We start from the raw sequence: 23,010 nt of genomic DNA on the forward strand, positions 1-23,010 counted from the left end.
TGGCCGGGTCGCATTCGGGCAAGAGAGGGAGAGCGCTGCCCGTCGGAGCCCTCGGCGGCCTACTGTGGTGACCGTGCGTCCTGTCCCGCACGTCCGCGCGAGGGCTGCCGGTCGTGCGCGCCAGGACGAACGGCCCAGTGGCATGAGGAACGGCCGCCCGGTGGCGGCCGCATGGCGGACGGCCGGACGACGGACGGCCGCGCGAGCGCGGCCCATCGCACACCGACGGCACCGCCGCCTGTGAGAGGGACGGGAATGGAACCGACCGAGAGCGCCGCCCCGGCCCCACGGCCGTATGGCCGTGTGGTCCCCACGGGTCCGACCTCCCGGCTGCCCGCAGCCGTGGTGGGCATCGCCGCCGTCGTGCTCGTCGCCGGCCTCCAGCGGGCCCTGAGCACCGGACACGGCCTCTTCCCCGGCGGAGGCACCGGCTGGTCCCTCGCCGTCCTCACCGGCCTCATCGTCGGCCACCTGGTCGCGCTCGGCCGCGACCGCTGGTGGGGCGGCACGGGCTCCGGCGCCGCCCTCACCCTCGCCGTCCTCCTGCTGTACGGCTGGGTGCCCGCCGGACTCGTCTCGCTGACCGTCGTCGCCCTCGTCGGCGCCGCCCGCCGGCACCGCTGGCGACAGGGCCTGCTGCACGGCGCCGCCGACGTCCTCGGGGTCGGCGCCGCCGCCCTCGTGCTCGCCCTCTTCGGAGACGTACCGACCGTCGAGGAGCCCTGGCAGCCCCTCGATTGGACGATCGGGGACGTCCCGGAAGTCGTCCTCGCCGCGGCCGCCTATCTCGTGGTGACCCGGATCCTGCTGTGGTACACGCTCGCGCCCCAGGGCCGCGGACTGCCCACCATCGCCCGCACCGCCCTCCTCCGGCAGGGGCTCGTCGCCGTCGCCCTGCTCGGCATCGCCCCGCTCATCTGCGTCGTCGCCGCCACCCGGCCCGTCCTCCTGCCCCTCTTCGCCGTCCCCCTCATCGCCCTCGACTCCACCCTCTGGATCGCCCGGGCCCGCGCCGAGGAACAGCTGCGCGACCCGCTGACCGGGCTCCCCAACCGCCAGTGGCTCCTGGAGCGGGCCTGGACGGCCCTGGAAGAGGCCGAAGGCGAAGGCGCCCGCGCCGCCCTCGTCCTCATCGACCTCGACCGCTTCCGCTCGGTCAACGACACCCTCGGACACCTCGCGGGCGACCGGCTGCTCCTCCAGATCGCCGAGCGGCTCCGCCTCGCCCTGCCCCGCGGCGCCGAGGCCGCCCGGCTCGGCGGCGACGAGTTCGCCGTCCTGCTGCCCACCGCCGACTCCACCACCAGCGCGCAGCGCGTCGCCCGCCACCTCGTCGCCGAGCTCTCCTCCCCGCTCGACCTCGACGGACTCACCCTCGTCCTGGAGGCCAGCGCCGGCGTCGCCGTCTTCCCCGACCACGCCCTCGACGCCGAGGGCCTGCTGCGCCGCGCCGACGTCGCCATGTACCAGGCCAAGCGGGACCGCACGGGCGTCGAGGTCTACGAGTCCAAGCGCGACTCCAACACCCCCGACCGGCTCGGCCTCCTCGGCGACCTGCGCCGCGCCCTCGACGCGGGCGAGGTCGAACTCCACTACCAGCCCAAGGTCCGCTTCGACGGCCAGGTCGCGGGCCTGGAGGCGCTCGTCCGCTGGGTCCACCCGGAGCGAGGGAAGGTTCCGCCGGACGAGTTCATCGCCATCGCGGAGTCCTCCGGCCTGATGCCCCACCTCACCGAGTACGTCCTGGAGACCGCCCTCGCGCAGGTCGCCCGCTGGCGCGCGCAGGGCCTCAACGTCCCGGTCGCCGTGAACGTCTCGCCGCGCGACGTCCACACCCCCGGCTTCGCGGGAGCCGTCGCCGCCCGCCTCGCCCGCCACGGCGTCCCGGCCGGCGCGCTCCAGCTGGAGATAACGGAGCACGTGCTCCTGGAGGACCCGCAGCGCGCCGCCGACACGCTGAACGGCCTCACCGGCCACGGCGTCAAGATGTCCCTCGACGACTTCGGCACCGGCTACTCCTCGCTCGTCCACCTGCGCCGGCTGCCCGTCAGCGAACTGAAGATCGACCGCTCCTTCGTCGCCCGGCTCGCCGTCGACACCGAGGACGCCGAGATCGTCCGCTGCACCCTCGACCTCGCCCACTCGCTCGGCCTCCTCGTCGTCGCCGAGGGAGTGGAGGACGACGAGACCTGGGAGCGCCTGCGCGACCTGGGCTGCGACGCCGTCCAGGGCTGGCTGGTCGCCGCCGCGATGCCGCCCGCCGAGGCGACCGCCTGGCTCCTGGCCCGCGGCGAGCACGGCTGGCGCCGCCCCGTCGACATCGCCGCCGACCTCGCGGCCGAGGTCGACCTCGGGCGGCCCTCGGGCCAGGTCGTGCAGTAGACGCCGTCACGCCCCGGGGCGACCGTTTCACGGGGAGCGGCACCGGCCCCCTAGGATGGGCCGACACCATCAAGCTCACCCCGTGAGGATCCGCATGCCTGGCATCACGCGCGAGGAGGTCGCCCACCTCGCACGGCTGGCGCGTCTGGAGCTGAAGGGCGAAGAACTCGATCACTTCGCCGGCCAGCTCGACGACATCATCGGCGCGGTCGCCCGCGTCTCCGAGGTCGCCGACCAAGACGTACCGCCGACCTCCCACCCGCTGCCGCTGACCAATGTCATGCGCGCGGACGAGGTCCGTCCGTCGCTCACCCCCGAGCAGGCGCTCTCCGGCGCCCCGGCCCAGGAGCAGCAGCGTTTCAAGGTGCCGCAGATCCTGGGGGAGGACTAACACGTCATGACGGACAACATCATCATCAAGCTCACGGCCGCCGAGATCGCCGGGAAGATCGCCGCGGGCGAGCTCACCGCCGTCGAGGTCACCGAGGCCCACCTCGCCCGTATCGAGGCCGTCGACGAGAAGGTCCACGCCTTCCTGCACGTCGACCGCGAGGGCGCCCTCGCGCAGGCGCGCGCCGTCGACGAGAAGCGTGCCCGCGGCGAGAAGCTCGGCCCGCTCGCCGGCGTCCCGCTCGCGCTCAAGGACATCTTCACCACGGTCGGCATTCCGACGACCGTCGGTTCGAAGATGCTCGAGGGCTGGATCCCGCCGTACGACGCGACCCTGGTCAAGAACCTCAAGGCCGCCGACGTCGTCATCCTCGGCAAGACCAACATGGACGAGTTCGCGATGGGCTCCTCCACGGAGAACAGCGCCTACGGCCCGACCGGCAACCCCTGGGACCTGACCCGGATCCCCGGCGGCTCCGGCGGTGGCTCCTCGGCCGCCCTCGCCGCGTACGAGGCCCCGCTCGCCATCGGCACGGACACCGGCGGCTCGATCCGCCAGCCCGCCGCCGTCACCGGCACCGTCGGCGTCAAGCCGACGTACGGCGCGGTCTCCCGCTACGGCATGGTGGCCTTCTCCTCCTCCCTCGACCAGGGCGGCCCCTGCGCCCGTACGGTCCTGGACGCGGCCCTCCTGCACGAGGCGATCGCCGGGCACGACCCGCTCGACTCGACCTCCATCGACGCCCCGGTCCCGCCGGTCGTCGAGGCCGCGCGGAACGGCTCGGTCGCCGGCATGCGCGTCGGTGTCGTCAAGCAGTTCCGCGGCGAGGGCTACCAGGCCGGTGTCGTGCAGCGCTTCGACGAGTCCGTCGAGCTGCTCAAGTCGCTGGGCGCCGAGATCGTCGAGCTGGACTGCCCGACCTTCGACCTCGCCCTCTCGGCGTACTACCTGATCGCGCCGTCCGAGTGCTCCTCGAACCTGGCCCGCTTCGACGCCATGCGCTACGGCCTGCGGGTCGGCGACGACGGCACCCGTTCGGCCGAGGACGTCACCGCCCTCACCCGTGAGGCCGGCTTCGGCGACGAGGTCAAGCGCCGCATCATCCTCGGTACGTACGCGCTGAGCTCCGGCTACTACGACGCGTACTACGGCTCGGCCCAGAAGGTCCGGACCCTCATCACCCGCGAGTTCGAGAAGGCCTTCGAGGAGGTGGACGTGATCGTCTCCCCGACGACCCCCACCACCGCCTTCCCGATCGGCGAGCGCGCCGACGACCCGATGGCGATGTACCTCGCGGACCTGTGCACCATCCCGACCAACCTGGCCGGCAACGCCGCGATGTCCCTGCCCTGCGGCCTCGCGCCCGAGGACGGGCTGCCGGTCGGCCTGCAGATCATCGCTCCCGCGCTCAAGGACGACCGGCTGTACAAGGTCGGCGCCGCCGTCGAGGCCGCGTTCGTGGAAAAGTGGGGGCATCCGCTGCTTGAGGAGGCTCCGTCGCTGTGAGTGCCATGGCAAAGAAGGCCAAGAACTTCAAGAAGTCCAAGACCGGCGTCTACGTCTCGCTGGCGACCACCGCGTTCGGTGCCATCAGCGTCGCGAAGCAGGCCAAGCTGGCCCGCAACGACAACGACATGCTGCGGCTGATCGACTCCGCCGTGTCCGCCGCCGCCATCGTTACCGGCCTGGCGATCCTCTACCGGGAGCTCAAGCGCCTGGGCGACGACGACGTCCTGCTGGGCTGAGAGGGAAAGTCTCACCGTGACTGTCACTGAACTGCTGTCGTACGACGCGGCCCTCGCGGCGTTCGACCCCGTCATGGGCCTGGAGGTCCATGTCGAGCTCGGCACCAAGACGAAGATGTTCTGCGGCTGCTCGACCGAGCTGGGCGCGGAGCCGAACTCGCAGACGTGCCCGACCTGCCTCGGCCTGCCCGGCTCGCTGCCGGTCGTCAACGCGATCGGCGTCGAGTCCGCCATCAAGATCGGTCTCGCGCTGAACTGCGAGATCGCCGAGTGGTGCCGCTTCGCCCGGAAGAACTACTTCTATCCGGACATGCCGAAGAACTTCCAGACCTCCCAGTACGACGAGCCGATCGCCTTCAACGGCTACCTGGACGTCCAGCTGGAGGACGGCGAGATCTTCCGCGTGGAGATCGAGCGCGCCCACATGGAGGAGGACACCGGCAAGTCGCTGCACGTGGGCGGCGCCACCGGCCGTATCCACGGCGCGTCCCACTCCCTGCTCGACTACAACCGGGCCGGCATCCCGCTCATCGAGATCGTCACCAAGCCGATCGAGGGCGCGGGCGAGCGGGCCCCCGAGGTCGCCAAGGCGTACGTCGCCGAGCTGCGCGAGCTGATCCGCGCCCTCGGTGTCTCCGAGGCGCGCATGGACAAGGGCCAGATGCGCTGCGACGTGAACCTGTCGCTGCGCCCGAACGGCACCAAGAAGTTCGGCACCCGCTCGGAGACGAAGAACGTCAACTCGCTCCGTTCGGTGGAGCGTGCGGCGCGCTTCGAGATCCAGCGCCACGCGGCCGTGCTCACCTCCGGTGGCACGATCATCCAGGAGACCCGTCACTTCCACGAGGACGACGGCTCCACGACCTCCGGCCGCATCAAGGACAACGCCGAGGACTACCGGTACTTCCCGGAGCCCGACCTCGTCCCCGTCGCCCCGGCCCGCGCGTGGGTCGAGGAGCTGCGGGGCGGCCTGCCCGAGCTGCCGCGCGTGCGCCGCAACCGGCTGCGCGAGGAGTGGGGCGTGTCCGAGCTGGACATGCAGTCCATCCTCAACGCGGGCGCGGTCGACTCGATCGTCGCCACGATCGAGGCGGGCGCGGACGCGGCCTCGGCCCGCAAGTGGTGGATGGGCGAGCTCGCCCGCAACGCCAACGAGCAGGGCGTCTCCCTCGAGGAGCTGGCGATCACCCCGTCGGACGTGGCCCGGGTCTCCGCCCTGGTCGCCGCCGGCGATCTGAACGACAAGCTGGCCCGTCAGGTCATCGAGGGCGTCCTCGCCGGCGAGGGCACCCCGGACGAGGTCGTCGAGAAGCGCGGTCTGAAGGTCGTCTCCGACGACGGCGCGCTCGGCACGGCGGTCGACGAGGCCATCGCGGGCAACGCGGCCATCGCGGACAAGATCCGCGGCGGCAAGGTCGCGGCGGTCGGCGCCCTCGTGGGTGCGGTCATGAAGGCCACCCGCGGCCAGGCGGACGCGGCGAAGGTCAAGGACCTGATCCTGGAGAAGCTGGGCGTCAGCGAGGGCTGATCCTCTTCTCGTACGCGTACAGGGGGCGGCCCCGCACCGGAGTTCCGGTGCGGGGCCGCCTTTCGTGCGGGTGTGGCGATCAGAAACAGGAGACCGAGGTCGTCCCCCGGACCAGCAGGGAGCTGGACTCGTCTCGCTGGCCGACGCCGTTGCCGTTGTAGCCGTCGTCCTCCAGTCGGTCGTGGGTCACGTAGCTGCCCGGGTTCACGCAGAAGTTGAAGTTCTGGTAGCCGGGGTCCTTGTAGTAGTGGCTCTCGTAGCCGCCGTTGCTGGAGTTGCTGGCCGACCACGAGTTGTCGTTCACCAGGGCCCCGCTGGGGTAGAACGCGTCGTCCCTGAAGTCGGCGTCACTGTTGAAGTAGTTGTGCACGGGGGTCCCGATGCTGCCCTCGAAGAGGCAGTGGTAGCCCGAGGGGCAGTTGGGACCGGCCGACGCGGTCGACGCGGTCGCGATGCCGCCGCCCACGAGGAGCGCGGTGGCGCCGGCGACGGCCGCGACCTTCCTGCGGAGCCCGGACTTCACATTAAGCATGGACATGCCAATCTCGCTTTCGTGTCACTGTCGGAGAACATCCGCACCTGGAGTCAGGGGCGGAAGACTGTGGTGGCGAGGACCTCGTCGGCCGCCGTGTCCTGGCGGGCCGACAGCTTCTTCCAGTCCCGGCCGATGTCGGGGTGCTCGTCCAGCCAGCGCTGCTGGACGGCGGCGAGCCGCTGGTACGCCGTGGTCAGGTATCGGGTCTCCGCCTTGCAGCGCAGATCCGCCGCGGCGACGGGACTGCTCCGCCGGTCAGCATCCGAACGCAGCGATCGCTCCACCTGTACGGGATCCTCGGCCTTGACCTTCGCCCGGTCCATGCACTCCCGCCAGCGCGTGGTCGCCGTACGGAACGCGGGGTCCTTCTCCACGTCCTGGCGCGTCTGCTCCTGGGCCTCGAAGAGCAGGATCCGCACCTGGAGCCAGCGCAGCCGGCCCTCGCCGAGCAGGCGCGTCTCCGCCTCGGCGAGGCAGCCGTTGCCAGGCCGCGAGACGCTCAGTCGCGCGCCCATGACGGTGACCCGCTTGGCCTCGTCGCCGAAGAGAGCCCGCGCGTACGCGTCGGAGGCCTCCGGGCTGCCGGGCTTGGGCGGCGCCTCGGGGGGCACCGAAGGGGTGGCCGGGCGCGGCGGAGTCGTGGACTCGAGACCGAAGGACTGCGGGCGCTCGTCGGCCCCCGGGTTCTCGGGCGGGGGGACGGGGGCGTATCGGTAGCCCCGTTCGGCCATGCAGGCGATGCTGATCTTCTGCTGTGCCCCGACGGCACGCGACTGCGGGGTGAAGAGCAGGCCGGTCACGGGCGGCAGCCGGTGCAGCGCGGTCAGCTCGGCGGGGTCCGCGACCGTCGCCGGCTTCCCTGCCGCGGCGGGCACCGGCGTCCGGCCCGTGGCCGAACCCCTGCCCGTACTCGTGCCCGAACACCCGGCGCACACGGCGAGAACCATCCCGGCGGCGAGTGCGCGAACGAGCTTGCGCGACGCGACACGCCCGCCGCAACGCCTCTTCGTCAGGGGCTCAGGCATTTTACGATCCACCGTCCTGTTGCTGAAGGGTGCTGATCGGGAATCGGACAGATCAGAGTCTGCGAGTACCGGGGGAGTTCCGTGAACGTCTGTGCGCTGGAACGTAATTGCCCTGGTGGGAGGGGTTGAGATGCTGCGAATTCACTTCACGGGGGAAGATCTCGCACGGATCCGGATCGCGACCGGACCCGACCCGATGTGGGAGATGCTCATGAGCCTGCACCGGCTGCGAAGACGGGACTCGGGCATGCTCCTGGGCCCATGGCTCCGCGAGTCGCTGCCCCGAGTGCCCGCCACCACAAGGCTGTTGACGGCACTCGCGCCGCCCGTCGGGTACTCGGCCGACTTCCTGACTCCGGCGGTCGGCGGGGGCCTCGCCGCCCATCTGGAGGCGCTGCGCTCCACACCCCTGCATCAAGTGACGAAAGATTTACGGGAGTTCGGCATCCAGAACCCCAAGCGGCGGCTGCCGGCCTGGCATCGGGAGCTGGTGGCGGGGGAGCCGGCGGGGATGGGCCGGGTGGCCGACGCCGCGCAGGCGTACGTCGACGCCGTGCTCGATCCGTTCTGGGAGCGGATCTGGGTGCAGGTGAGCCGCGACCGGACGCGCCGCTCGGCGGTGCTCGCGGAGGGAGGCTGGGACGCGGTCCTCAGCACGCTCCATCCGTCGGCGCACTGGGAGTATCCGGTGCTCCGGCTCGCGTTCCCCGTCGACCAGGATCTTCACCTGGGCGGCCGTGGCCTGCTGCTCCAGCCGTCGTTCTTCTGCCGCTACGCCCCGACGACGTTCGCCGACCCGGCCCTGCCGCCGGTCCTCGTCCACCCGATCGAACACGAGCCCCACTGGGCCACTCCGGAGGTGGGGCCGGCGGACAGAGGGGCGCTCGCGGCGCTGATCGGCCCGACGCGGGCCGTCCTGCTGTTCGCGCTGGCGGACGGCATCGCGACGACGGGCCAGCTCGCCCGCCGCGCGGGCACCACCGCACCCAACGCCAGCCGCCACGTCGCGGCCCTGCGGGAGGCGGCCTTGGTCTCCAGCCACCGCCACCGCAACGCGACCCTGCACACCGTCACCAAGCTGGGCCGCGCCCTCCTTGAGGGCCGCAACGTCTGCCTGTGCGCTTAGCGTGCAGCCCGGGCGACGAAGGCGTCCCAGGTGTCGGGGGAGGCGGTGAAGACGGGGCTGGTCCCGCCGAGCTTGGAGTCCCGGACGTGCACGGTGGCGGGGTGGGCGGCCACCTCGACGCAGGCACCGCCCTCGTCGCTGCTGTAGCTGGACTTGAACCACGAAAGTGCTGCTGCGCTCATGTCACTCCTGCCAGACGTTCCAGCAGGCCCATGGTGTCCTCGGGCGTCAGGGCCTGTGACCGCAACATTCCCTACTTGGCCTGGAGGATGCCGACCTCGTCGGGGTCGTCGATGAGGAAGCTCACCCGCTGCCCCTCGATGTAGGCGACGTGTTCGTGGGCGGGCGTTTCGAGGAGCACCATGAGCCCGTCGAGCCCCGCGTGTGTCGTCCGCATCTTCGGGATGATCTGGAGCCCGAGGAAGGGGAGTTCGGCGATCTCGCGCAGATGGAGGATCTGTCCCCGCAGGACTTCGCGTCCGCCGATCGTTTTCTCCAGGATGGAATCGTCCAGCAGGAAGGACATCATCGGGGGCCATGGGGTCTGCTCGAAGATGCGCTGACGGTCGAGGCGGTCGAGCATTCGGTCCTCCGCTTCCTGCGGAGTCATCGGCGGATACAGGCAGCCGAAGACCGCGCGGGCGTATTCGGGGGTCTGGAGCAGACCCGGGACGACCCCGTTCTCGTACGAGCAGATACTGAGCGCCTGCGCCTCCAGCTCGATGAACTCCTGGACGAACGCCGGGTATCGCTCCTTCTTCGGCGCCTTCCCGACCGCCACCGCCAGCGCGCCGCCGGTGTTCAGGATGCCGTCCAGCTCACCCGCGAGCCCGAGCCGCAGCGCCCGCCGCCCCTGCTCGATCGAGCCCAGCGTCTCCAGCGCCACGCACGCCTGCGTGGCCAACTGGGGCTGGGTAAGGCCCGCTTGTTTCCGGTAAAGCGCCACCAGGGCGCCGACCACTTCCCATGAGGGGACCTTCTTCCTGGAGTTCGTAGGCGCCCCGCCCGGCCGCGGCTACCGCCTCCACCTCTACCTGGAGCGCCCCGGCCCCCTCCGTATCGAGGTCCACGACAGCGCCGACGGCACCCCGGCCGTCCGCGAACCCTCCGGCGAGTCAGGCAGGGGCCTCCTCCTCGTCGACACCCTCGCCGACCGCTGGGGCGTGGGCGCGCGCAACCCCGGCAAGATCGTCTGGTGCGAGTTCGCCGACGCGGCGGGCGGAGACCCGGGCCTGTCCGGCCAGGAGTGCGAGCGGCCCGTGGACCGCCTCCGGGACACCTACCTTGCCGACGAGCGCGGCGCCTCCGGAGACGGCGCCGAGGCCCGGCGGAAGGCGTCGGGCGGCGCGTCGTCGCCCTGGACGTTCAGCAAGGGGAATTCGCGATGACGGCCCGCGATGCCGCGTGAGAAGCTCCGTCCCGCTCCGTCGACCCTGGCGGAGCAGGGGAGGGAACAAGAAATGTCGGTGGAACCCACGGATTACGTCGCTCGGCTGCGCGCGCAGGCGAGCGATCCGGGACTTGAGGAGGCGTTGCGGCGCGACCGGGCGATGCGACGGCTCAAGATCGTCCTTGCGGCCGGTGCCGGGGTGCTGCTGCTCGGCGGGTTCGGGTTCTGGCTGAGCGACGTGACGGGGGAGCGGCCGCCGTACCAGCCGTACAGCGCGCAGACGCTCCGCGAGGAGATCTGGCCACTGGAATGGCCGTACACGGAAGACATGCCGTTCCGGAACTCGCCCGCGTCCGGCTGGGCGGCAGGGGCCGACGCGATCTACGTCCCCGTGCCCGTGGCGCCCGACGGGCTCACCGCGAAGGAGATCACCGCCGTGCTCGACGACGTGAAGACCCTGCTCGTCGAGACCAACCTCTCGGAGGACACCCTGGCCGGCGCCGAGCCCACGGCGGCGCTCGCCCTGCTCGATCCGCGCGGAGCCGACGACGCCGTACGGAGGGACATGGTCACCCGCTTCGACCCCGAGGAGGTGTACCCGGACGAGAGCGGCGTCCGGGTACGGGGCGCGATGACCTACCAGGTCTCGGCGGCGGGGGAGCTGGCGGTGCACGTCGACTACGCGTTCGTCTACCCGCTGGTGCGGGCCGAGGAAGGCCATGACGTGATCCCCGGCGTCCCCGAGGTGGCACGGATCGCCGTACGGCGGCAGTTCACGGTCACGTCGAAAGACGGGAAGCTCGTCCTGGGCGCCTACGCGAGCGAGGTCGCCAACCACGACTGCTCGGCGCCGAAGGACGGATACCTCCACCCTCTCTTCGCCGAGGGCCGGTGGAAGGCGGGCCAGGCGGCCGAGGGCACCCGCGTCGCCCAGGCCGACCTGTACGACGAGAAGCGGGTCCTCCCGAGCGGCCCCGGCCACTGCGTGATCCCGAGCGGGACCTGACGCGCGGTCGTACGAGGGGAGTGGTGGCGGGCGTTCGTGGCCGGAAAGCGCTTGGACTCCCGTTCCGTTCTCTTGGACGTTCACCGTCGCGCCCCCGTCGGGTCTTCTCGGCGTCACCCCGGCTGATTACCGTCCCCGACGTACCAACCAATGGCTCGAAGGCGAACCATTGGCCGTCGACTGGAGGTCGGTCTTGTCATCCGAGAAGTCACCCGAGCTGTCCCGCAGAAGGCTCCTCGCGCTCGGCGGCGGCGCCCTCGGTGTCGCCGCGGCCGGTTCGCTGCTGCCGCCGTCCCTCCAGGCCGCGATGGCCGCGGAGCCGCCGGCCGGCGGGCTGGGGGCGGTGCGGCACGTGGTGATCCTCATGCAGGAGAACCGTTCCTTCGACCACTACTTCGGGACGCTGCGCGGCGTCCGCGGATTCTCCGACCGCAACGCCATCGAGCTGCCCTCCGGCAAGCCGGTGTTCGAGCAGCCCGCCGCGCTCGGCCGGACCGTGCTGCCCTTCCCGATCCGCGGCGCCGCCGAGACGCAGCAGAAGGACCTCCAGTACATCGGCGACCTCGACCACTCCTGGAGCGGCGGCGGCAAGGCCTGGCGCGGCGGCTGGATGGACGGCTGGGTCTCGGCCAAGACCGCCGCCACCATGGCGTACTACGACCGGCAGGACATCCCCCTGCACTACGAGCTCGCCGACACCTTCACCGTCTGCGACGCCTACCACTCGTCCATCCACACCTCGACGAGCCCCAACCGCAACCACCTCTGGTCCGGCTGGACCGGCTTCGAGGCCGACGGCAACCGGGCCGTCACCAACGCCGCGTACGCGGAGGGCACCCACCCCGGCTACGGCTGGTCCACCTACGCCGAGCGGCTCGAAGCCGCCGGGCGGAGCTGGAAGACGTACACGGAGTGGGAGAACTTCACCGACAACAACATCGAGTTCTTCACCACCTTCAAGAAGATCGCCCGGAAGGCGCTCGCCGGGACCGGCGGGCACACCTTCATGGAGTCCTTCTACGCCGCCGTCCGCGACACCGAGGACACAGCCGAGCGGACCCGCCTCCTCGGCCTCCTGGAAGAGGGCGTCGCCGGCCTCACCGAGGCCGAGCGCTCCCTCTTCGAGCGCGGACTGCGCCGCGTCGAGAGCGGCACCCTCGCCGACGCCTTCCGCGCCGACGTCGCCGCCGGCACGCTCCCCGAGGTCTCCTACCTCGTGCCCTCCGCGATCGACTCCGAGCACCCCGGCTCCTCCTCGCCGATCGCCTCCGCCGGCCTGGTCTACAAGGTGCTCGACGCCCTCGGCTCGCACCCGGACGTCTGGCGCCACACCGTGGTCCTGATCAACTACGACGAGAACGACGGCTTCTTCGACCACGTGCCGCCGCCGGTCCCGCCGGCCGAGAACACGGACGAGCGCTGGAAGGGCCAGCCCACCGGCCTCGGCATCCGCGTCCCGCTGCTCGTCGTCTCCCCCTGGTCGGTCGGCGGCTACGTCTGCTCCGAGACCTTCGACCACACCTCCGTGATCCGCTTCCTGGAGAAGCTGACCGGGATCGCCGAGCCCAACATCACGCCCTGGCGCCGGGCCGTCACCGGCGACCTGACCTCCGCCTTCGACTTCAAGCGGGGCCGCCGGCAGCCGCCCGTCGAGCAGCCCGGCCCGATCCCGCCGTTCACCGGCCGCTGGCGGCCCCAGCCCCCGGCCGTCCAGCAGATGCCCGTCCAGGAGCCCGGCACCCGCCCGGCCCGCCCCCTGCCGTACCAGCCGGACGCCTCCGCGACCGTCTCGACCGGGGCCGTGACCGTCGCCCTGCGCAACACCGGCAGGGCGAGCGCGCACTTCGCCCTCTACCCGTACGCGGGCGAGTTCGCCGTCCCGCAGCACCGGGACGTCAGGGGGACGGGGGAGTGGACCGTCCCCGTTACGGGTGATCATTACCGCTTCACGATCACCGGCCCGAACGGCTTCCGCCGCGAGTTCGAGGGCCCCGCGGCGGGCGGCGTCGAGCTGGCCTCCCGTATCGATCATCACGACCGTGACCTGCACCTCACCGTACGGAACACGGGCACGGCCCCGCTCGCCTTCACCATCAGGCCGCTCGGATACGTCGACGAGCACGACCTCGCCGACTGGACCCGCACGGTCACCGTGAAGCCCGGGAAGACCCGTACGGTCGTGCACTCGGCCGCCGACGCGCACGGCTGGTACGACGTCGAGGTCACCGCGCCCGGTGGCTTCCGCCGCCGCCTCATGGGCCACATCGAGAACGGACGCCCCAGCGTCTCCGGCTGACCCCACCGTCTCCGGGTGATGGCACTGCGTGAGCGGGGGTCCGGGACCTCGGTCCCGAACCTCCGCACACGGCTGTGAGCATCGACACGAAAGGGGCAAACGATCAGGTTTGGCTGCAAGAGTGGGCGCAATTAGGTCATGCGTTCTTCTCGGGCCGCTCCCGTGCAAGATCCACGAACCACCCAGGGAGCACGTCCTTTGGCAGCCATCGCACGATGGTGCATTCGGCACCGTCTCGTCGTCGTTCTCCTCTGGCTCCTCGCCCTCGGCGGAGTCGGCACCGGCGCGATCCTCGCCGGCAGCGCTTACTCCAACGACTACGAGGTCCCCGGCACCGAATCGGGCCGGGCCACCGCCCTCCTCGACCGCGGCTTCCACGGCCTCGGCGGCGACAGCGACACCATCGTCTGGCACACCGACAAGGGCAGCGTCCGCGCCGACGCCGTCGAACGGCGCATGACCGCGATGCTCGACGAGGTCGCCGAGCTGCCCGGCATCGCCGCCGTCACCTCGCCCTACGGCGACACCCAGGGCCAGGTCAGCGAGGACGGACACACCGCCTACGCCACCGTCACCTTCCGCGAGCAGGCCGACGACATCCCCGAGGCGCAGGCCCGCGCCCTCGTCGACACGGCGAAGGCCGCGGCGGACGACACCCTCGCCGTCGAGCTCGGCGGCAGCGCCGTCGCCCTCACCGAGGCCCCCGGCGGCCACATCGCCGAGGTCGTCGGCGTCGCCGTCGCGGCCGTCGTCCTCTTCCTCGCCTTCGGCTCCCTCGCCGCCTCCGTGCTCCCCATCGCGACCGCGCTGGTCAGCGTCGGCATCGCGTACTCCGGCATCGTCCTGCTCGGCCATCTGATGACCGTCGCCGACTTCGCGCCCATGCTGGGCATGCTCGTCGGCCTGGGCGTCGGCATCGACTACGCCCTCTTCATCGTCACCCGGCACCGCAGAGGCCTGAAACGCGGGCTCTCCGTCGCCGAGGCCGCCGAGACGGCCGTCGCCACCACCGGCCGGGCCGTCGTCTTCGCCGGGGCCACCGTCTGCATCGCGCTCCTCGGCATGCTGATCCTGCGGCTCAGCTTCCTCAACGGCGTCGCCATCGCCGCCTCCCTCACCGTCGTCCTCACGGTGGCGGCCTCGGTCACCCTCCTGCCGGCGCTGCTCTCGCTCATCGGCATGCGCGCGCTGTCCCGGCGCGAGCGCCGGACGCTCGCCGAGCACGGACCGCAGCCCGAGCTCCCCACCGGCTTCGCCGCCCGCTGGTCCGCCTTCGTCGAGCGGCACCCCAAGCTCCTCGGGCTCGTCGCCGCCGTCGTCATGGGCGTCCTCGCGCTGCCCACGCTCTCGCTCCACCTCGGCACCTCCGACCAGGGCAACGGGCCGGCCACCGCGACCACCCGGCAGGCGTACGACCTCATCGCCGAGGGCTTCGGGCCGGGCGTCAACGGGCCCCTCACCCTCGTCGCCGGGCTGGACGGCGCCGACGACCGGGTCGCCCTCGACCAGCTGCCGGCCGCGCTCTCCGCCACCCGCGGGGTCGCGTCCGTCTCCCCGGTCAGCTACAACAGCTCGGGCGACACCGCCTTCCTCACCGTCGTCCCCGAGTCCTCGCCCCAGTCCAAGGCCACCAGCGAGCTCGTCGACCGGCTCCGCACGGACGTCCTCCCGAAGGCCGAGACCGGTACCTCCCTCGACGTCCACGTCGGCGGCGTCACCGCCTCGTACGACGACTTCGCCGAGATCATCATCGGCAAGCTGCCGCTCTTCGTCGGCGTCGTCATCGCCCTCGGCTGCCTGCTGCTCCTGCTCGCCTTCCGCTCGATCGGCATCCCGCTCAAGGCCGCCGCCATGAACGTGGCGGCCGTCGCCGGCGCCTTCGGCGTCGTCGTGGCGATCTTCCAGTGGGGCTGGGGGAGCGAGCTCCTCGGTCTCGGCAGCGCCGGACCGATCGAACCCTTCCTCCCCGTGATCATGGTCTCGGTCCTCTTCGGGCTCTCCATGGACTACCAGGTCTTCCTGGTCAGCCGGATGTACGAGGAGTGGCTGGAGACCGGCGACAACCGGCGGGCGGTCCGGGTCGGCCTGGCCGAGACCAGCCGCGTGATCAACTCCGCGGCCGTCATCATGATCGCGGTCTTCCTCGCCTTCGTCCTCTCCGGCGACCGGGTCATCGCGATGTTCGGCATCGCCCTCGCGGCGGCCGTCGCGCTCGACGCCTTCGTGCTGCGCACCCTCCTCGTCCCCGCCCTCATGCACATGCTCGGCGGGGCGAACTGGTGGCTGCCGAAGTGGCTCGACCGCCTGCTGCCGCGGATCAGCATCGAGCCGCCCGAGTGCCGCGAGGCCGCCGACGCGCGTGCGAGGATCCCGGGACAACGTGTGACGATTCCGATGGTCGAGGAGACTTCCGATGTTCGCGATATCGCTGGGTGACGACGGTGCCGAGCTGCGGCCCCTGGAGCCCTGGCAGGCCGAGGAGTTCCTGACCCACATGGACCGGGGACGCGAGTTCATCGGGCAGCACATCGCCCTCCCGGACTTCGTCGCCGACCTCGACTCCGCGCGTTCCTTCCTCCGCTCGTACGCCGACAAGGCCGCGAACGACACCGGACGCATCTACGGCATCTGGACCGGGGGCACGCTCGTCGGCGGCGTCCTCTTCCGGACCATGGACGTGACGTACGGGACCGCGGAGGCGGGCTGCTGGCTGGAGGAGGCCGCCGTCGGCAAGGGTCTGATCACCCGGGCCTGCCGCGTCATCATCGACTGGGCGATCGAGGAGCGCGGCATCCACCGCGTCGAATGGCACGCCTCGTCGAAGAACCTGCCGAGCACCGCCGTCGCCCGCCGCCTCGGCATGACGCGCGAGGGCGTGCTGCGGGAGAACTACCCGCACCGCGGCACCCGCTCCGACACCGAGGTCTGGGCCGTCCTCGCGCCCGAGTGGCGCGCGGCCAAGGCCGAGCTTTCTTAAGGCCGTTCTCATGTGCGCCACCTAGCGTGCGCCGCATGGACATCACGAAGACCGACGAGAAGACCGCCGACAAGGCCGTCGAGAAGACCGACGAGACGGCGGAGGCGAAGGCCACGGCGCCGGAGGCCGCTGCCGAGGGTGCTGCCGAGGGCACTCCTGAGGCCGCTGCCGAGGCCGACGGCGCCGTCGACCAGCTCGTCGAACAGGGCGCCGCCGACGACGACCTGGACGACGACGACCTGGACGACGAGCTCCTCGCGGCGGCGCCCGCCGGCTCGGGCGTCGGCGTCGGCGGCGCGGCCGTGGTCTCCGCCGCCCTCGGCGCCGTCGCGCTCACGGGCACCTGGACCGGCAAGGTCGTCTCCGAGCGCGAGACGCTCGTCGGGCAGATCAGCACCTCGCAGTCCGGCACCCCGGCCCAGCAGATCTCCGAGATCTACGGAGACGCCTGGCACGCCACCGCCCTGGTCAACGGCGTCTTCGCGCTGCTCGCGCTCGTCACCGCCGTCCTCGTCCTGGTCCTCGTCCGCCCCGAGCGCCCCGCCTGGGTCCGTGCGGTCGCCGTCGCCGGCGCCGTCCTGGGCGGCCTGGGGCTGCTCCTGTCGGTCGGTACCTACTTCGACCTCTTCCTGAGCCTGCCCAGCGCCGGCTCCTGAGGCGGGTCCCCCGTCCGTCTAAGGACCCCCTAGGGACCGTCTAAGGCCCCCCGTACCCCGAACATGCGGCACTCGCCCGATGTGACCGCACCCCCTGGGAGCCGAGAGTAGAGGCATCGCAAGGAGCGATACCGAAACCCGAAGCGACCAGGGAGCACACGATGTTCGAGTACGAACTCCACCGCATGAACCACGCCCAGCTCGTCCGCGAGGCCGCCGCCCAGCGACTGACCCACGAGGCTTCCGAGTCCACCGGTGCCATCCGGGGTCTGCGCCGCTTCGGCCGCCGCCATGGGGGCCACGACACCGAGGGGCCGGTGAGCGGCGCCGGACGCGGTGACTTCGCCCGGGCCGCGTGACCCCCGTATGAGCGACCGTACGGACGGTTGTGCGATGCTCGGCGCCGTGGAGACCAGGTCAGTCAGTCCCGTCTTCGTCGGCCGTGCCGGCGAACTCACCGCCCTCACCGAGGCGCTCTCCCGCGCGACCGCGGGAGAGCCCCAGGCCCTGCTCGTGGGCGGTGAGGCGGGGGTCGGCAAGACCCGTCTCATCGAGGAGTTCCTCGACACGGCCTGCGACCGGGGCGCCGTCGTCGCCGTCGGCGGCTGCGTGGAACTCGGCGCCGACGGCCTGCCCTTCGCGCCCTTCGCCACCGCCCTGCGCTCGCTCCGCCGCAAGCTGCCCGACGAACTGACCGCCGCCGCCGACGGCCAGGAGGGCGAGCTCGCCCGACTGCTGCCCGAGCTGGGCGACCCCGGCAGCCACGAGTCCTCCGAGGAGGACTCCACCGCACGCCTCTTCGAACTGACCGTACGGCTCCTGGAGCGGCTCGCCGCCGACCGCACGATCGTGCTCGTCCTGGAGGACCTGCACTGGGCCGACACCTCCACCCGGCACCTGCTCACCTACCTCCTCCGCACCCTCCGCCGCGGCCGGATCGTGGTCGTCGCCAGCTACCGCGCCGACGACATCCACCGCCGCCACCCCCTGCGCCCCCTCCTCGCCGAACTCGACCGGCTCCGCACCATCCGCCGCATCGAGCTCTCCCGCTTCACCCGCACCGAGGTGCACCGCCAGCTCACCGGCATCCTCGCCGCCGAACCCGCCCCCGGGCTCGTCGAGGAGGTCTTCGAACGCTCCGACGGCAACGCCTTCTTCGTCGAGGAGCTCGTCGTCTCCCACGAGGCCGGCTGCGCCCCCGGCCAGCTCAGCGACTCCCTGCGCGACCTCCTGCTCGTCCGGGTCGAGACGCTCTCCGAGGACGCCCAGCGGGTCGCCAGGATCGTCGCCGAGGGCGGCTCCACCGTCGAGTACGGCCTGCTGGCCGCCGTCGCCCGGCTCGGCGAGGACGAGCTCATCGAGGCCCTGCGGGCCTGCGTCGGCGCCAACATCCTGCTCGCCGTCCCCGACGGCGACGGCTACCGCTTCCGCCACTCCCTCGTCCGCGAGGCCGTCAGCGACGACCTGCTCCCCGGCGAACGCTCCCGCCTCAACCGGCGCTACGCCGAGGCCCTGGAGAGCGACCCCACGCTCGTCCGGCCCGACGAGCGGGCCACCCGGCTCGCCACGTACTGGTACCACGCACACGACCCGGCCAAGGCCCTGCCGGCCGTCCTCCGCGCCTCCGTCGCCACCCGCAAGCGCCACGCGTACGCCGAGCAGCTCCGGCTCCTGGAGCGGGCCATGGAGCTCTGGGACGAGGCCCCCGCCGAGATCCGCCGAGGACTCCGGCCCATGGACTACGCCGAGGCCTACCCCGCGTGCGGCTGCGACCCCGAGACGACCCCGCTGAGCTACCTCGACCTCCTCGCCGAGGCCGCCGTCGCCGCCCGGTTCAGCGGCGAACACGAACGCGCCCTGAAGATCGGCCGGATGGCACTGCGCCTCCTCGACAGCGAGGACGTGCACGACCCCCTGCGCGCCGCCTGGTTCTGGACGGAGAAGGCCCGCTTCCAGTCCAATCTCGGCCGCGGCGACGGCTGGGAGGAGATCGCCCGCGCCCAGGAACTGGTCAAGGGCCTCCCGCCGTCCGCCGTCCACGCCGTCGTCCTCGTCGGCGCCGCCGGCTGGGGAATGCTCCGCAACCCCGGCCCCGAGGCCCTCACCGCCGCCGAACGCGCCGTCGAGTACGCCCGGCACGTCAAGGCCGAGTCGATCGAGCTCAACGCCCGCCTCACCCTCGGCACCATCCTGACCGCCGCCGGGGACGTCGAGGCCGGTCTCGCCGAGATGCACGAGGTACGGGAACGGACCACGGCCCTGGGCCAGTTCAGCGAGACCGCGCGCGCCCACATCAACATCTCCTCCGCTCTTGAGTCCCTCGGCCGCTCCGCCGAGGCCGTCGAGATCGCCGACGCCGGCATCCGCCTCGCCCGCTCGTACGGACTCGTCGGCAGCATCGGCTGGATCGAGGCCAACCGCGCCGAGTCCCTCCTCTCCCTCGGCCGCTGGGACGAGGCACGAGAGGCCGCCGAGCGGCTCCAGGGCTCGGCGTCCGGCGCCAAGCCCCGGGGCTCCGCCTCCCTCCGTCTCGCCCAGCTCGCCGCCGCGCGGGGCGAGCTCGAAGCGGCCACCCGCCACCTCGCCGCCGCCTGCGCCGTCTACGGCACCCGCGACCCGATCCCGCAGTACACCCTTCCCATGGCCCAGGTCGCGATCGCCGTGGCCGCCGCCGAGGGCCGCGTCCAGGACGTCCGGGGCCAGCTCGCCGCCGCCGCGGAGGGCGGATTCCCGCCCGGCACCCACCGCTACGGCTGGCCGCTCGTCCTCACGGCCGCCGCCGCCGAGGCCGACAGCCGGGGACTCCCCGCCGCCGACGAGGGCCGCGCCGAGGCGCTCGCGACGATCCGCCGCTGCGTCCGCGCCCTCGCCGCCCCGGCCCCGATCTGGGCCGCCCACTCCCTCCAGGTCTCCCAGGAACTGGCCCGCGCCGAGGGCAGCGAGTCCGCCGCCCGCTGGACCGAGGCCGTCGCCGCCTACGAGCCGCTGGACCGCCCCGCCCAGCTGGCCCGCGCCCGCCACCGCCTCGCCGACGCCCTGCTCGTCGAGGGCGGCCACCGGGACGAGGCCACGGCCCTGCTGCGCGAGGCCCACGCCACCGCCGTCCGCCTCGGGGCCCGCCCGCTCCGCGAGGACGTGGAACTCCTCGCCGCCCGGGCCCGCCTCTCCCTGGCGCCCGAGAAGCAGTCCCCGGCGGCCGTGGAGCCCGGCGACGACACCTTCGGCCTGACCCCGCGCGAGCAGGACGTCCTGCGCCTGGTCGCGGCCGGCCGCACCAACCGGCAGATCGCCGAGGAGCTCTTCATCTCACCGAAGACGGCGAGCGTCCACGTCTCCAACATCCTCGCCAAGCTCGGCGTCGCCGGCCGCGGCGAGGCCGCCGCCCTCGCCCACCGGCTCCACCTCCTCGACACGGCCCTCTGACCCCGGCCGGGGGAGCGCGACCGTCCCCGGACCGGGTATCCGTATCGTCACGCGTCCCGAGGTCAGGTCTATCGGGCCGCGCGACGGGTCCGCGTCCCCCGGGTCCTCCCGCGTGAGGGCCTGCCGCCGCAGCTCCTCCTCGGTGTGCCGGCGTCCCGGCGCGAAGAGCTCCGCGATCGGATCGAACACGGTCACCGCCTCCCTCACCTCACCTCCAGCCGGAGGATCCTGTCGTCCCCGGGCTCGGGCGTGCCCCGGGTGTCGGTCTCGCTGCTCACCAGCCAGAGCCGGCCGTCGCCCCCGGCGAGAACCGTGCGCAGACGTCCGTACTCACCCGAGAGGAACGCCTCGGGCTCCCCGGACCGTTCCGCTCCGGACAGCGGAACGCGCCACAGCCGCTCGCCCCTGAGCCCGGCCATCCAGATCGCGCCCCGCGCGTACGCGATGCCGCTCGGTGAGGCCTCCGAGGTCGGCCACTGTGCCACCGGGTCCACGAACCCCTCCCGGCCCGTCCGTCCCTCGGCCTCGGGCCAGCCGTAGTTCTTCCCCGGCTCGATCAGATTCAGCTCGTCCCAGGTGTTCTGCCCGAACTCGGCCGCCCACAGCCGCCCGTCCGCGTCCCAGGCGATCCCCTGCACATTGCGGTGCCCGTACGAATAGACCACCGACCCGGCGAGAGGATTGCCCGGCGCCGGTCTGCCCTCCGGCGTCATCCGCAGGATCTTCCCGCCGAGCGAGGCCCGGTCCTGCGCCAGCCCTGTCCGTCCCGTCTCGCCCGTCCCCGCGTACAACATCCCGTCCGGGCCGAACGCGATCCGCCCGCCGTTGTGCACGACCCCCTTAGGGATGCCCGTCAGCACCGGCTCCGGCGCCCCGAGCCGGTCGCCTGCCGCGCCGCCGTATCGCATGCGCACGATGCGGTTGTCGGAGGCGGCCGTCAGATACGCGTAGACCCAGCCGTCGTGGACGGCGAGCCCCATGAGTCCGCCCTCGCCGCCCGGGACCACCCCCGGCACCTCGCCGAGCAGGGTCTTCGCGCCGCTTCTCCCGTCGACCCGGGTGATCGTCCGCTCGTCCCGCGAGGAGACCAGCAGGTCGCCCCCGGGCAGCTCGGCGAGGCCCCAGGGAGACTTCAGCCCCTCCGTGAGCGTCCCCGCCACCGACACCCGCCCGCCGCCCGCCGGGGACGCGGTCCCGGACGTCGGAGCCGAGCCCGGGGCGGAGGCGGAGGCAGAGGTGGAGGCCGGTGCCGACGCCGACGTCGGCGGAGCCGTCCCCGGACGGTCCTCGCCACCGCCCGAGGAGCAGCCCGCGACGAGCGCCAGCACGGCGGCGCCCCACAGGGCCTTCAGCACAACAGGACGGCTCATGGTCCGGTCCCCTTCGACGAGTCGAGCGGCATCCTCACACCCTTGATACACCGCTCGACCCGATCAGGTTCCCGCCCACCGGCAACCGGTTCCGGCGCGGCGCTCAGTCCCACGACCCCCGGGGCGCCGGCAGCGCCGCGATCTCCGCGAGGTCCCCGGCCGTCAGCCGCAGCCCGGCCGCCCCCGCGTTCTCCACCGCCCACCGCTCCCGCTTCGCCCCCGGCACCGGCACGACGTGCGGCCCGCGCCCGAGCACCCACGCCAGCGCCACCTGCGCCGGGGTGACCTCGGCCCCGTGCCGCGCCGCGACCCGCCGCAACCCCGCCACCAGCGGCTGGTTCGCCGCCATCATCTCGGCCGTGAACCGGGGGTGCCGGGCGCGCGGATCGTCCTCCTCGAAGCCGCCGCCCGGGGTCAGCGTCCCGGTGAGGAAACCGTTCCCCAGCGGCATCGCCGCCAGGAAGCCCACCCCGCGGGCCGCGCACCACGGCAGCAGCCGGACCAGCGCCTCCGGCGACCACACCGACAGCTCGGCCTCGACGGCCGCCACCGGGAAGACCTGCTGGATCCGCTCCAGTTGGCGGATCGTTCCCTCATATCCGTCGCGGTTGACGCCCGTGGCGCCCCTGCGGGCCGACCGCGTGCCGACGGCGCACAGCCCGAGCGCCCGCACCTTGCCCGCCGACACCAGCTCGGCCATGGCGCCCCAGGTCTCCTCGACGGGCACCTCGGGGTCCGCGCGATGGAGCTGGTAGAGGTCGATCACATCGGTCTGGAGCCGCCGCAGTGAGGCGTCGCAGGCCCGACGCACGTACCCCGGCCTGCCGTTGGCGACCACGTGCCGACGCTCGCCGCCGTCGCCGACGAGCAGTCCGCACTTCGTCGAGACGAAGGCCTCCGCCCGCCGCTCCTTCAACACCCGTCCCACCAACAGCTCATTGGTGAACGGCCCGTACATGTCGGCGGTGTCGAGCAGGCTCACCCCGGCGTCCAGGGCCGCGTGCACGGTCCGCAGCGAGCGGTCCCCCCGCTGCTGCGAACGGCTGTACGCCCAGTTCATCGGCATGCACCCCAGGCCGATCGCACCCACGTCGAGCGCCGTCGCCCCGATAGTCCTGCGCTCCACCTGCCGGTACCCCTCCCTGTGCCGTCCCCCAAAG

Annotated in this window: 20 protein-coding genes and 1 pseudogene; 14 read left to right on the top strand and 7 right to left on the bottom strand. The window is 72.4% G+C overall.

From position 1 onward, the window contains the following. The first annotated feature begins 255 nt into the window (after positions 1–255). From ASC82_RS09975 to gatB, 5 genes are all read left to right on the top strand, one after another. On the top strand, positions 256–2,382 hold the full coding sequence (locus tag ASC82_RS09975) for a bifunctional diguanylate cyclase/phosphodiesterase (RefSeq protein ID WP_056644303.1): 2,127 nt from the start codon (positions 256–258) through the stop codon (positions 2,380–2,382). A gap of 94 nt (positions 2,383–2,476) precedes the next feature. Further along, positions 2,477–2,773, top strand: coding sequence for an Asp-tRNA(Asn)/Glu-tRNA(Gln) amidotransferase subunit GatC (gene gatC, locus ASC82_RS09980; protein ID WP_015036350.1), 297 nt, complete (start codon positions 2,477–2,479; stop codon positions 2,771–2,773). Between the two features lie 6 nt (positions 2,774–2,779). Then, positions 2,780–4,279 (top strand): Asp-tRNA(Asn)/Glu-tRNA(Gln) amidotransferase subunit GatA, encoded by a 1,500-nt coding sequence (gene gatA, locus ASC82_RS09985; protein WP_024756531.1) that lies wholly within the window; start codon positions 2,780–2,782, stop codon positions 4,277–4,279. A 5-nt stretch (positions 4,280–4,284) separates the two neighbouring features. After that, the gene (locus ASC82_RS09990; protein WP_030320338.1) at positions 4,285–4,518 is read left to right on the top strand and encodes a hypothetical protein; all 234 of its coding nucleotides are present in this window, start codon (positions 4,285–4,287) and stop codon (positions 4,516–4,518) included. 16 nt (positions 4,519–4,534) lie between these two features. Further along, positions 4,535–6,046, top strand: a complete 1,512-nt coding sequence (gene gatB / locus ASC82_RS09995; RefSeq protein ID WP_056644305.1) for an Asp-tRNA(Asn)/Glu-tRNA(Gln) amidotransferase subunit GatB — start codon at positions 4,535–4,537, stop codon at positions 6,044–6,046. A gap of 79 nt (positions 6,047–6,125) precedes the next feature. Here gatB and ASC82_RS10000 read toward each other — a convergent pair whose 3' ends face one another. Both ASC82_RS10000 and ASC82_RS10005 read right to left on the bottom strand, forming a co-directional pair. Beyond that, entirely contained in the window at positions 6,126–6,584 is a 459-nt protein-coding gene (locus ASC82_RS10000) for a hypothetical protein (protein ID WP_157863459.1), read from the bottom strand. 47 nt (positions 6,585–6,631) lie between these two features. Further along, entirely contained in the window at positions 6,632–7,456 is an 825-nt protein-coding gene (locus tag ASC82_RS10005; protein ID WP_056644310.1) for a hypothetical protein, read from the bottom strand. A 280-nt stretch (positions 7,457–7,736) separates the two neighbouring features. Here ASC82_RS10005 and ASC82_RS10010 point away from each other — a divergent pair, with 280 nt between their 5' ends. Continuing rightward, a complete protein-coding gene (locus ASC82_RS10010; RefSeq protein WP_056644312.1) occupies positions 7,737–8,732 on the top strand; it encodes a winged helix-turn-helix domain-containing protein in 996 nt (331 codons plus the stop codon). Here ASC82_RS10010 and ASC82_RS10015 read toward each other — a convergent pair. Then, positions 8,729–8,914: a DUF397 domain-containing protein gene (locus ASC82_RS10015; RefSeq protein WP_056644314.1), complete on the bottom strand. Its 186-nt coding sequence runs from the start codon at positions 8,912–8,914 to the stop codon at positions 8,729–8,731. The genes ASC82_RS10010 and ASC82_RS10015 overlap by 4 nt on opposite strands. Before the next feature lie 71 nt (positions 8,915–8,985). After that, on the bottom strand, positions 8,986–9,693 hold the full coding sequence (locus ASC82_RS10020; RefSeq protein WP_347336074.1) for a Scr1 family TA system antitoxin-like transcriptional regulator: 708 nt from the start codon (positions 9,691–9,693) through the stop codon (positions 8,986–8,988). A gap of 34 nt (positions 9,694–9,727) precedes the next feature. Here ASC82_RS10020 and ASC82_RS31010 point away from each other — a divergent pair. From ASC82_RS31010 to ASC82_RS10060, 8 genes and pseudogenes are all read left to right on the top strand, one after another. Next, positions 9,728–9,940 (top strand): annotated as a pseudogene (locus tag ASC82_RS31010) (ATP-binding protein); the annotation flags it as partial. Between the two features lie 258 nt (positions 9,941–10,198). Then, positions 10,199–11,128, top strand: coding sequence for a hypothetical protein (locus ASC82_RS10030; RefSeq protein ID WP_157863460.1), 930 nt, complete (start codon positions 10,199–10,201; stop codon positions 11,126–11,128). Positions 11,129–11,321: 193 nt separating this feature from the next. Beyond that, complete coding sequence (locus ASC82_RS10035; protein ID WP_056644321.1) at positions 11,322–13,424, top strand: phospholipase C, phosphocholine-specific; 2,103 nt, start codon at positions 11,322–11,324, stop codon at positions 13,422–13,424. Positions 13,425–13,622: 198 nt separating this feature from the next. Then, entirely contained in the window at positions 13,623–15,860 is a 2,238-nt protein-coding gene (locus tag ASC82_RS10040) for an MMPL family transporter (protein WP_056644323.1), read from the top strand. Then, positions 15,838–16,401 (top strand): GNAT family protein, encoded by a 564-nt coding sequence (locus tag ASC82_RS10045; RefSeq protein WP_056644325.1) that lies wholly within the window; start codon positions 15,838–15,840, stop codon positions 16,399–16,401. Before ASC82_RS10040 ends, ASC82_RS10045 begins: the two co-directional genes overlap by 23 nt. Positions 16,402–16,436: 35 nt before the next feature. Continuing rightward, positions 16,437–17,057: a hypothetical protein gene (locus ASC82_RS10050; protein WP_079039177.1), complete on the top strand. Its 621-nt coding sequence runs from the start codon at positions 16,437–16,439 to the stop codon at positions 17,055–17,057. A 161-nt stretch (positions 17,058–17,218) separates the two neighbouring features. Beyond that, complete coding sequence (locus tag ASC82_RS10055; RefSeq protein ID WP_056644326.1) at positions 17,219–17,416, top strand: hypothetical protein; 198 nt, start codon at positions 17,219–17,221, stop codon at positions 17,414–17,416. Between the two features lie 7 nt (positions 17,417–17,423). After that, positions 17,424–20,480 (top strand): helix-turn-helix transcriptional regulator, encoded by a 3,057-nt coding sequence (locus ASC82_RS10060; protein WP_079039178.1) that lies wholly within the window; start codon positions 17,424–17,426, stop codon positions 20,478–20,480. Here the strand turns inward: ASC82_RS10060 and ASC82_RS31015 are convergent. The 3 genes from ASC82_RS31015 to ASC82_RS10070 all read right to left on the bottom strand — a co-directional run bounded on the left by ASC82_RS31015 (position 20,364) and on the right by ASC82_RS10070 (position 22,976). Beyond that, positions 20,364–20,669, bottom strand: a complete 306-nt coding sequence (locus ASC82_RS31015) for a DUF6191 domain-containing protein (RefSeq protein ID WP_242427632.1) — start codon at positions 20,667–20,669, stop codon at positions 20,364–20,366. The two genes, ASC82_RS10060 and ASC82_RS31015, sit on opposite strands and share 117 nt — an antisense overlap. Before the next feature lie 14 nt (positions 20,670–20,683). After that, positions 20,684–21,850: a PQQ-dependent sugar dehydrogenase gene (locus ASC82_RS10065; RefSeq protein ID WP_199862506.1), complete on the bottom strand. Its 1,167-nt coding sequence runs from the start codon at positions 21,848–21,850 to the stop codon at positions 20,684–20,686. Positions 21,851–21,953: 103 nt separating this feature from the next. Further along, a complete protein-coding gene (locus tag ASC82_RS10070) occupies positions 21,954–22,976 on the bottom strand; it encodes an aldo/keto reductase (protein ID WP_056644331.1) in 1,023 nt (340 codons plus the stop codon). Between the last annotated feature and the right edge of the window lie 34 nt (positions 22,977–23,010).

It is taken from the genome of Streptomyces sp. Root431 (genome assembly GCF_001426585.1).
Classification (GTDB): domain Bacteria; phylum Actinomycetota; class Actinomycetes; order Streptomycetales; family Streptomycetaceae; genus Streptomyces; species Streptomyces stackebrandtii.

What these genes read in the sequence shown, in the direction of transcription:
- ASC82_RS09975 (WP_056644303.1), top strand. Translation starts at nt 256, where the DNA reads ATGGAACCGACCGAGAGCGCCGCCCCGGCCCCACGGCCGTATGGCCGT.
- gatC (WP_015036350.1), top strand. Translation starts at nt 2,477, where the DNA reads ATGCCTGGCATCACGCGCGAGGAGGTCGCCCACCTCGCACGGCTGGCG.
- gatA (WP_024756531.1), top strand. Translation starts at nt 2,780, where the DNA reads ATGACGGACAACATCATCATCAAGCTCACGGCCGCCGAGATCGCCGGG.
- ASC82_RS09990 (WP_030320338.1), top strand. Translation starts at nt 4,285, where the DNA reads ATGGCAAAGAAGGCCAAGAACTTCAAGAAGTCCAAGACCGGCGTCTAC.
- ASC82_RS10000 (WP_157863459.1), bottom strand. Translation starts at nt 6,584, where the DNA reads ATGTCCATGCTTAATGTGAAGTCCGGGCTCCGCAGGAAGGTCGCGGCC.
- ASC82_RS10010 (WP_056644312.1), top strand. Translation starts at nt 7,737, where the DNA reads ATGCTGCGAATTCACTTCACGGGGGAAGATCTCGCACGGATCCGGATC.
- ASC82_RS10015 (WP_056644314.1), bottom strand. Translation starts at nt 8,914, where the DNA reads ATGAGCGCAGCAGCACTTTCGTGGTTCAAGTCCAGCTACAGCAGCGAC.
- ASC82_RS10045 (WP_056644325.1), top strand. Translation starts at nt 15,838, where the DNA reads ATGTTCGCGATATCGCTGGGTGACGACGGTGCCGAGCTGCGGCCCCTG.
- ASC82_RS10050 (WP_079039177.1), top strand. Translation starts at nt 16,437, where the DNA reads ATGGACATCACGAAGACCGACGAGAAGACCGCCGACAAGGCCGTCGAG.
- ASC82_RS10055 (WP_056644326.1), top strand. Translation starts at nt 17,219, where the DNA reads ATGTTCGAGTACGAACTCCACCGCATGAACCACGCCCAGCTCGTCCGC.
- ASC82_RS10060 (WP_079039178.1), top strand. Translation starts at nt 17,424, where the DNA reads ATGAGCGACCGTACGGACGGTTGTGCGATGCTCGGCGCCGTGGAGACC.
- ASC82_RS10065 (WP_199862506.1), bottom strand. Translation starts at nt 21,850, where the DNA reads ATGAGCCGTCCTGTTGTGCTGAAGGCCCTGTGGGGCGCCGCCGTGCTG.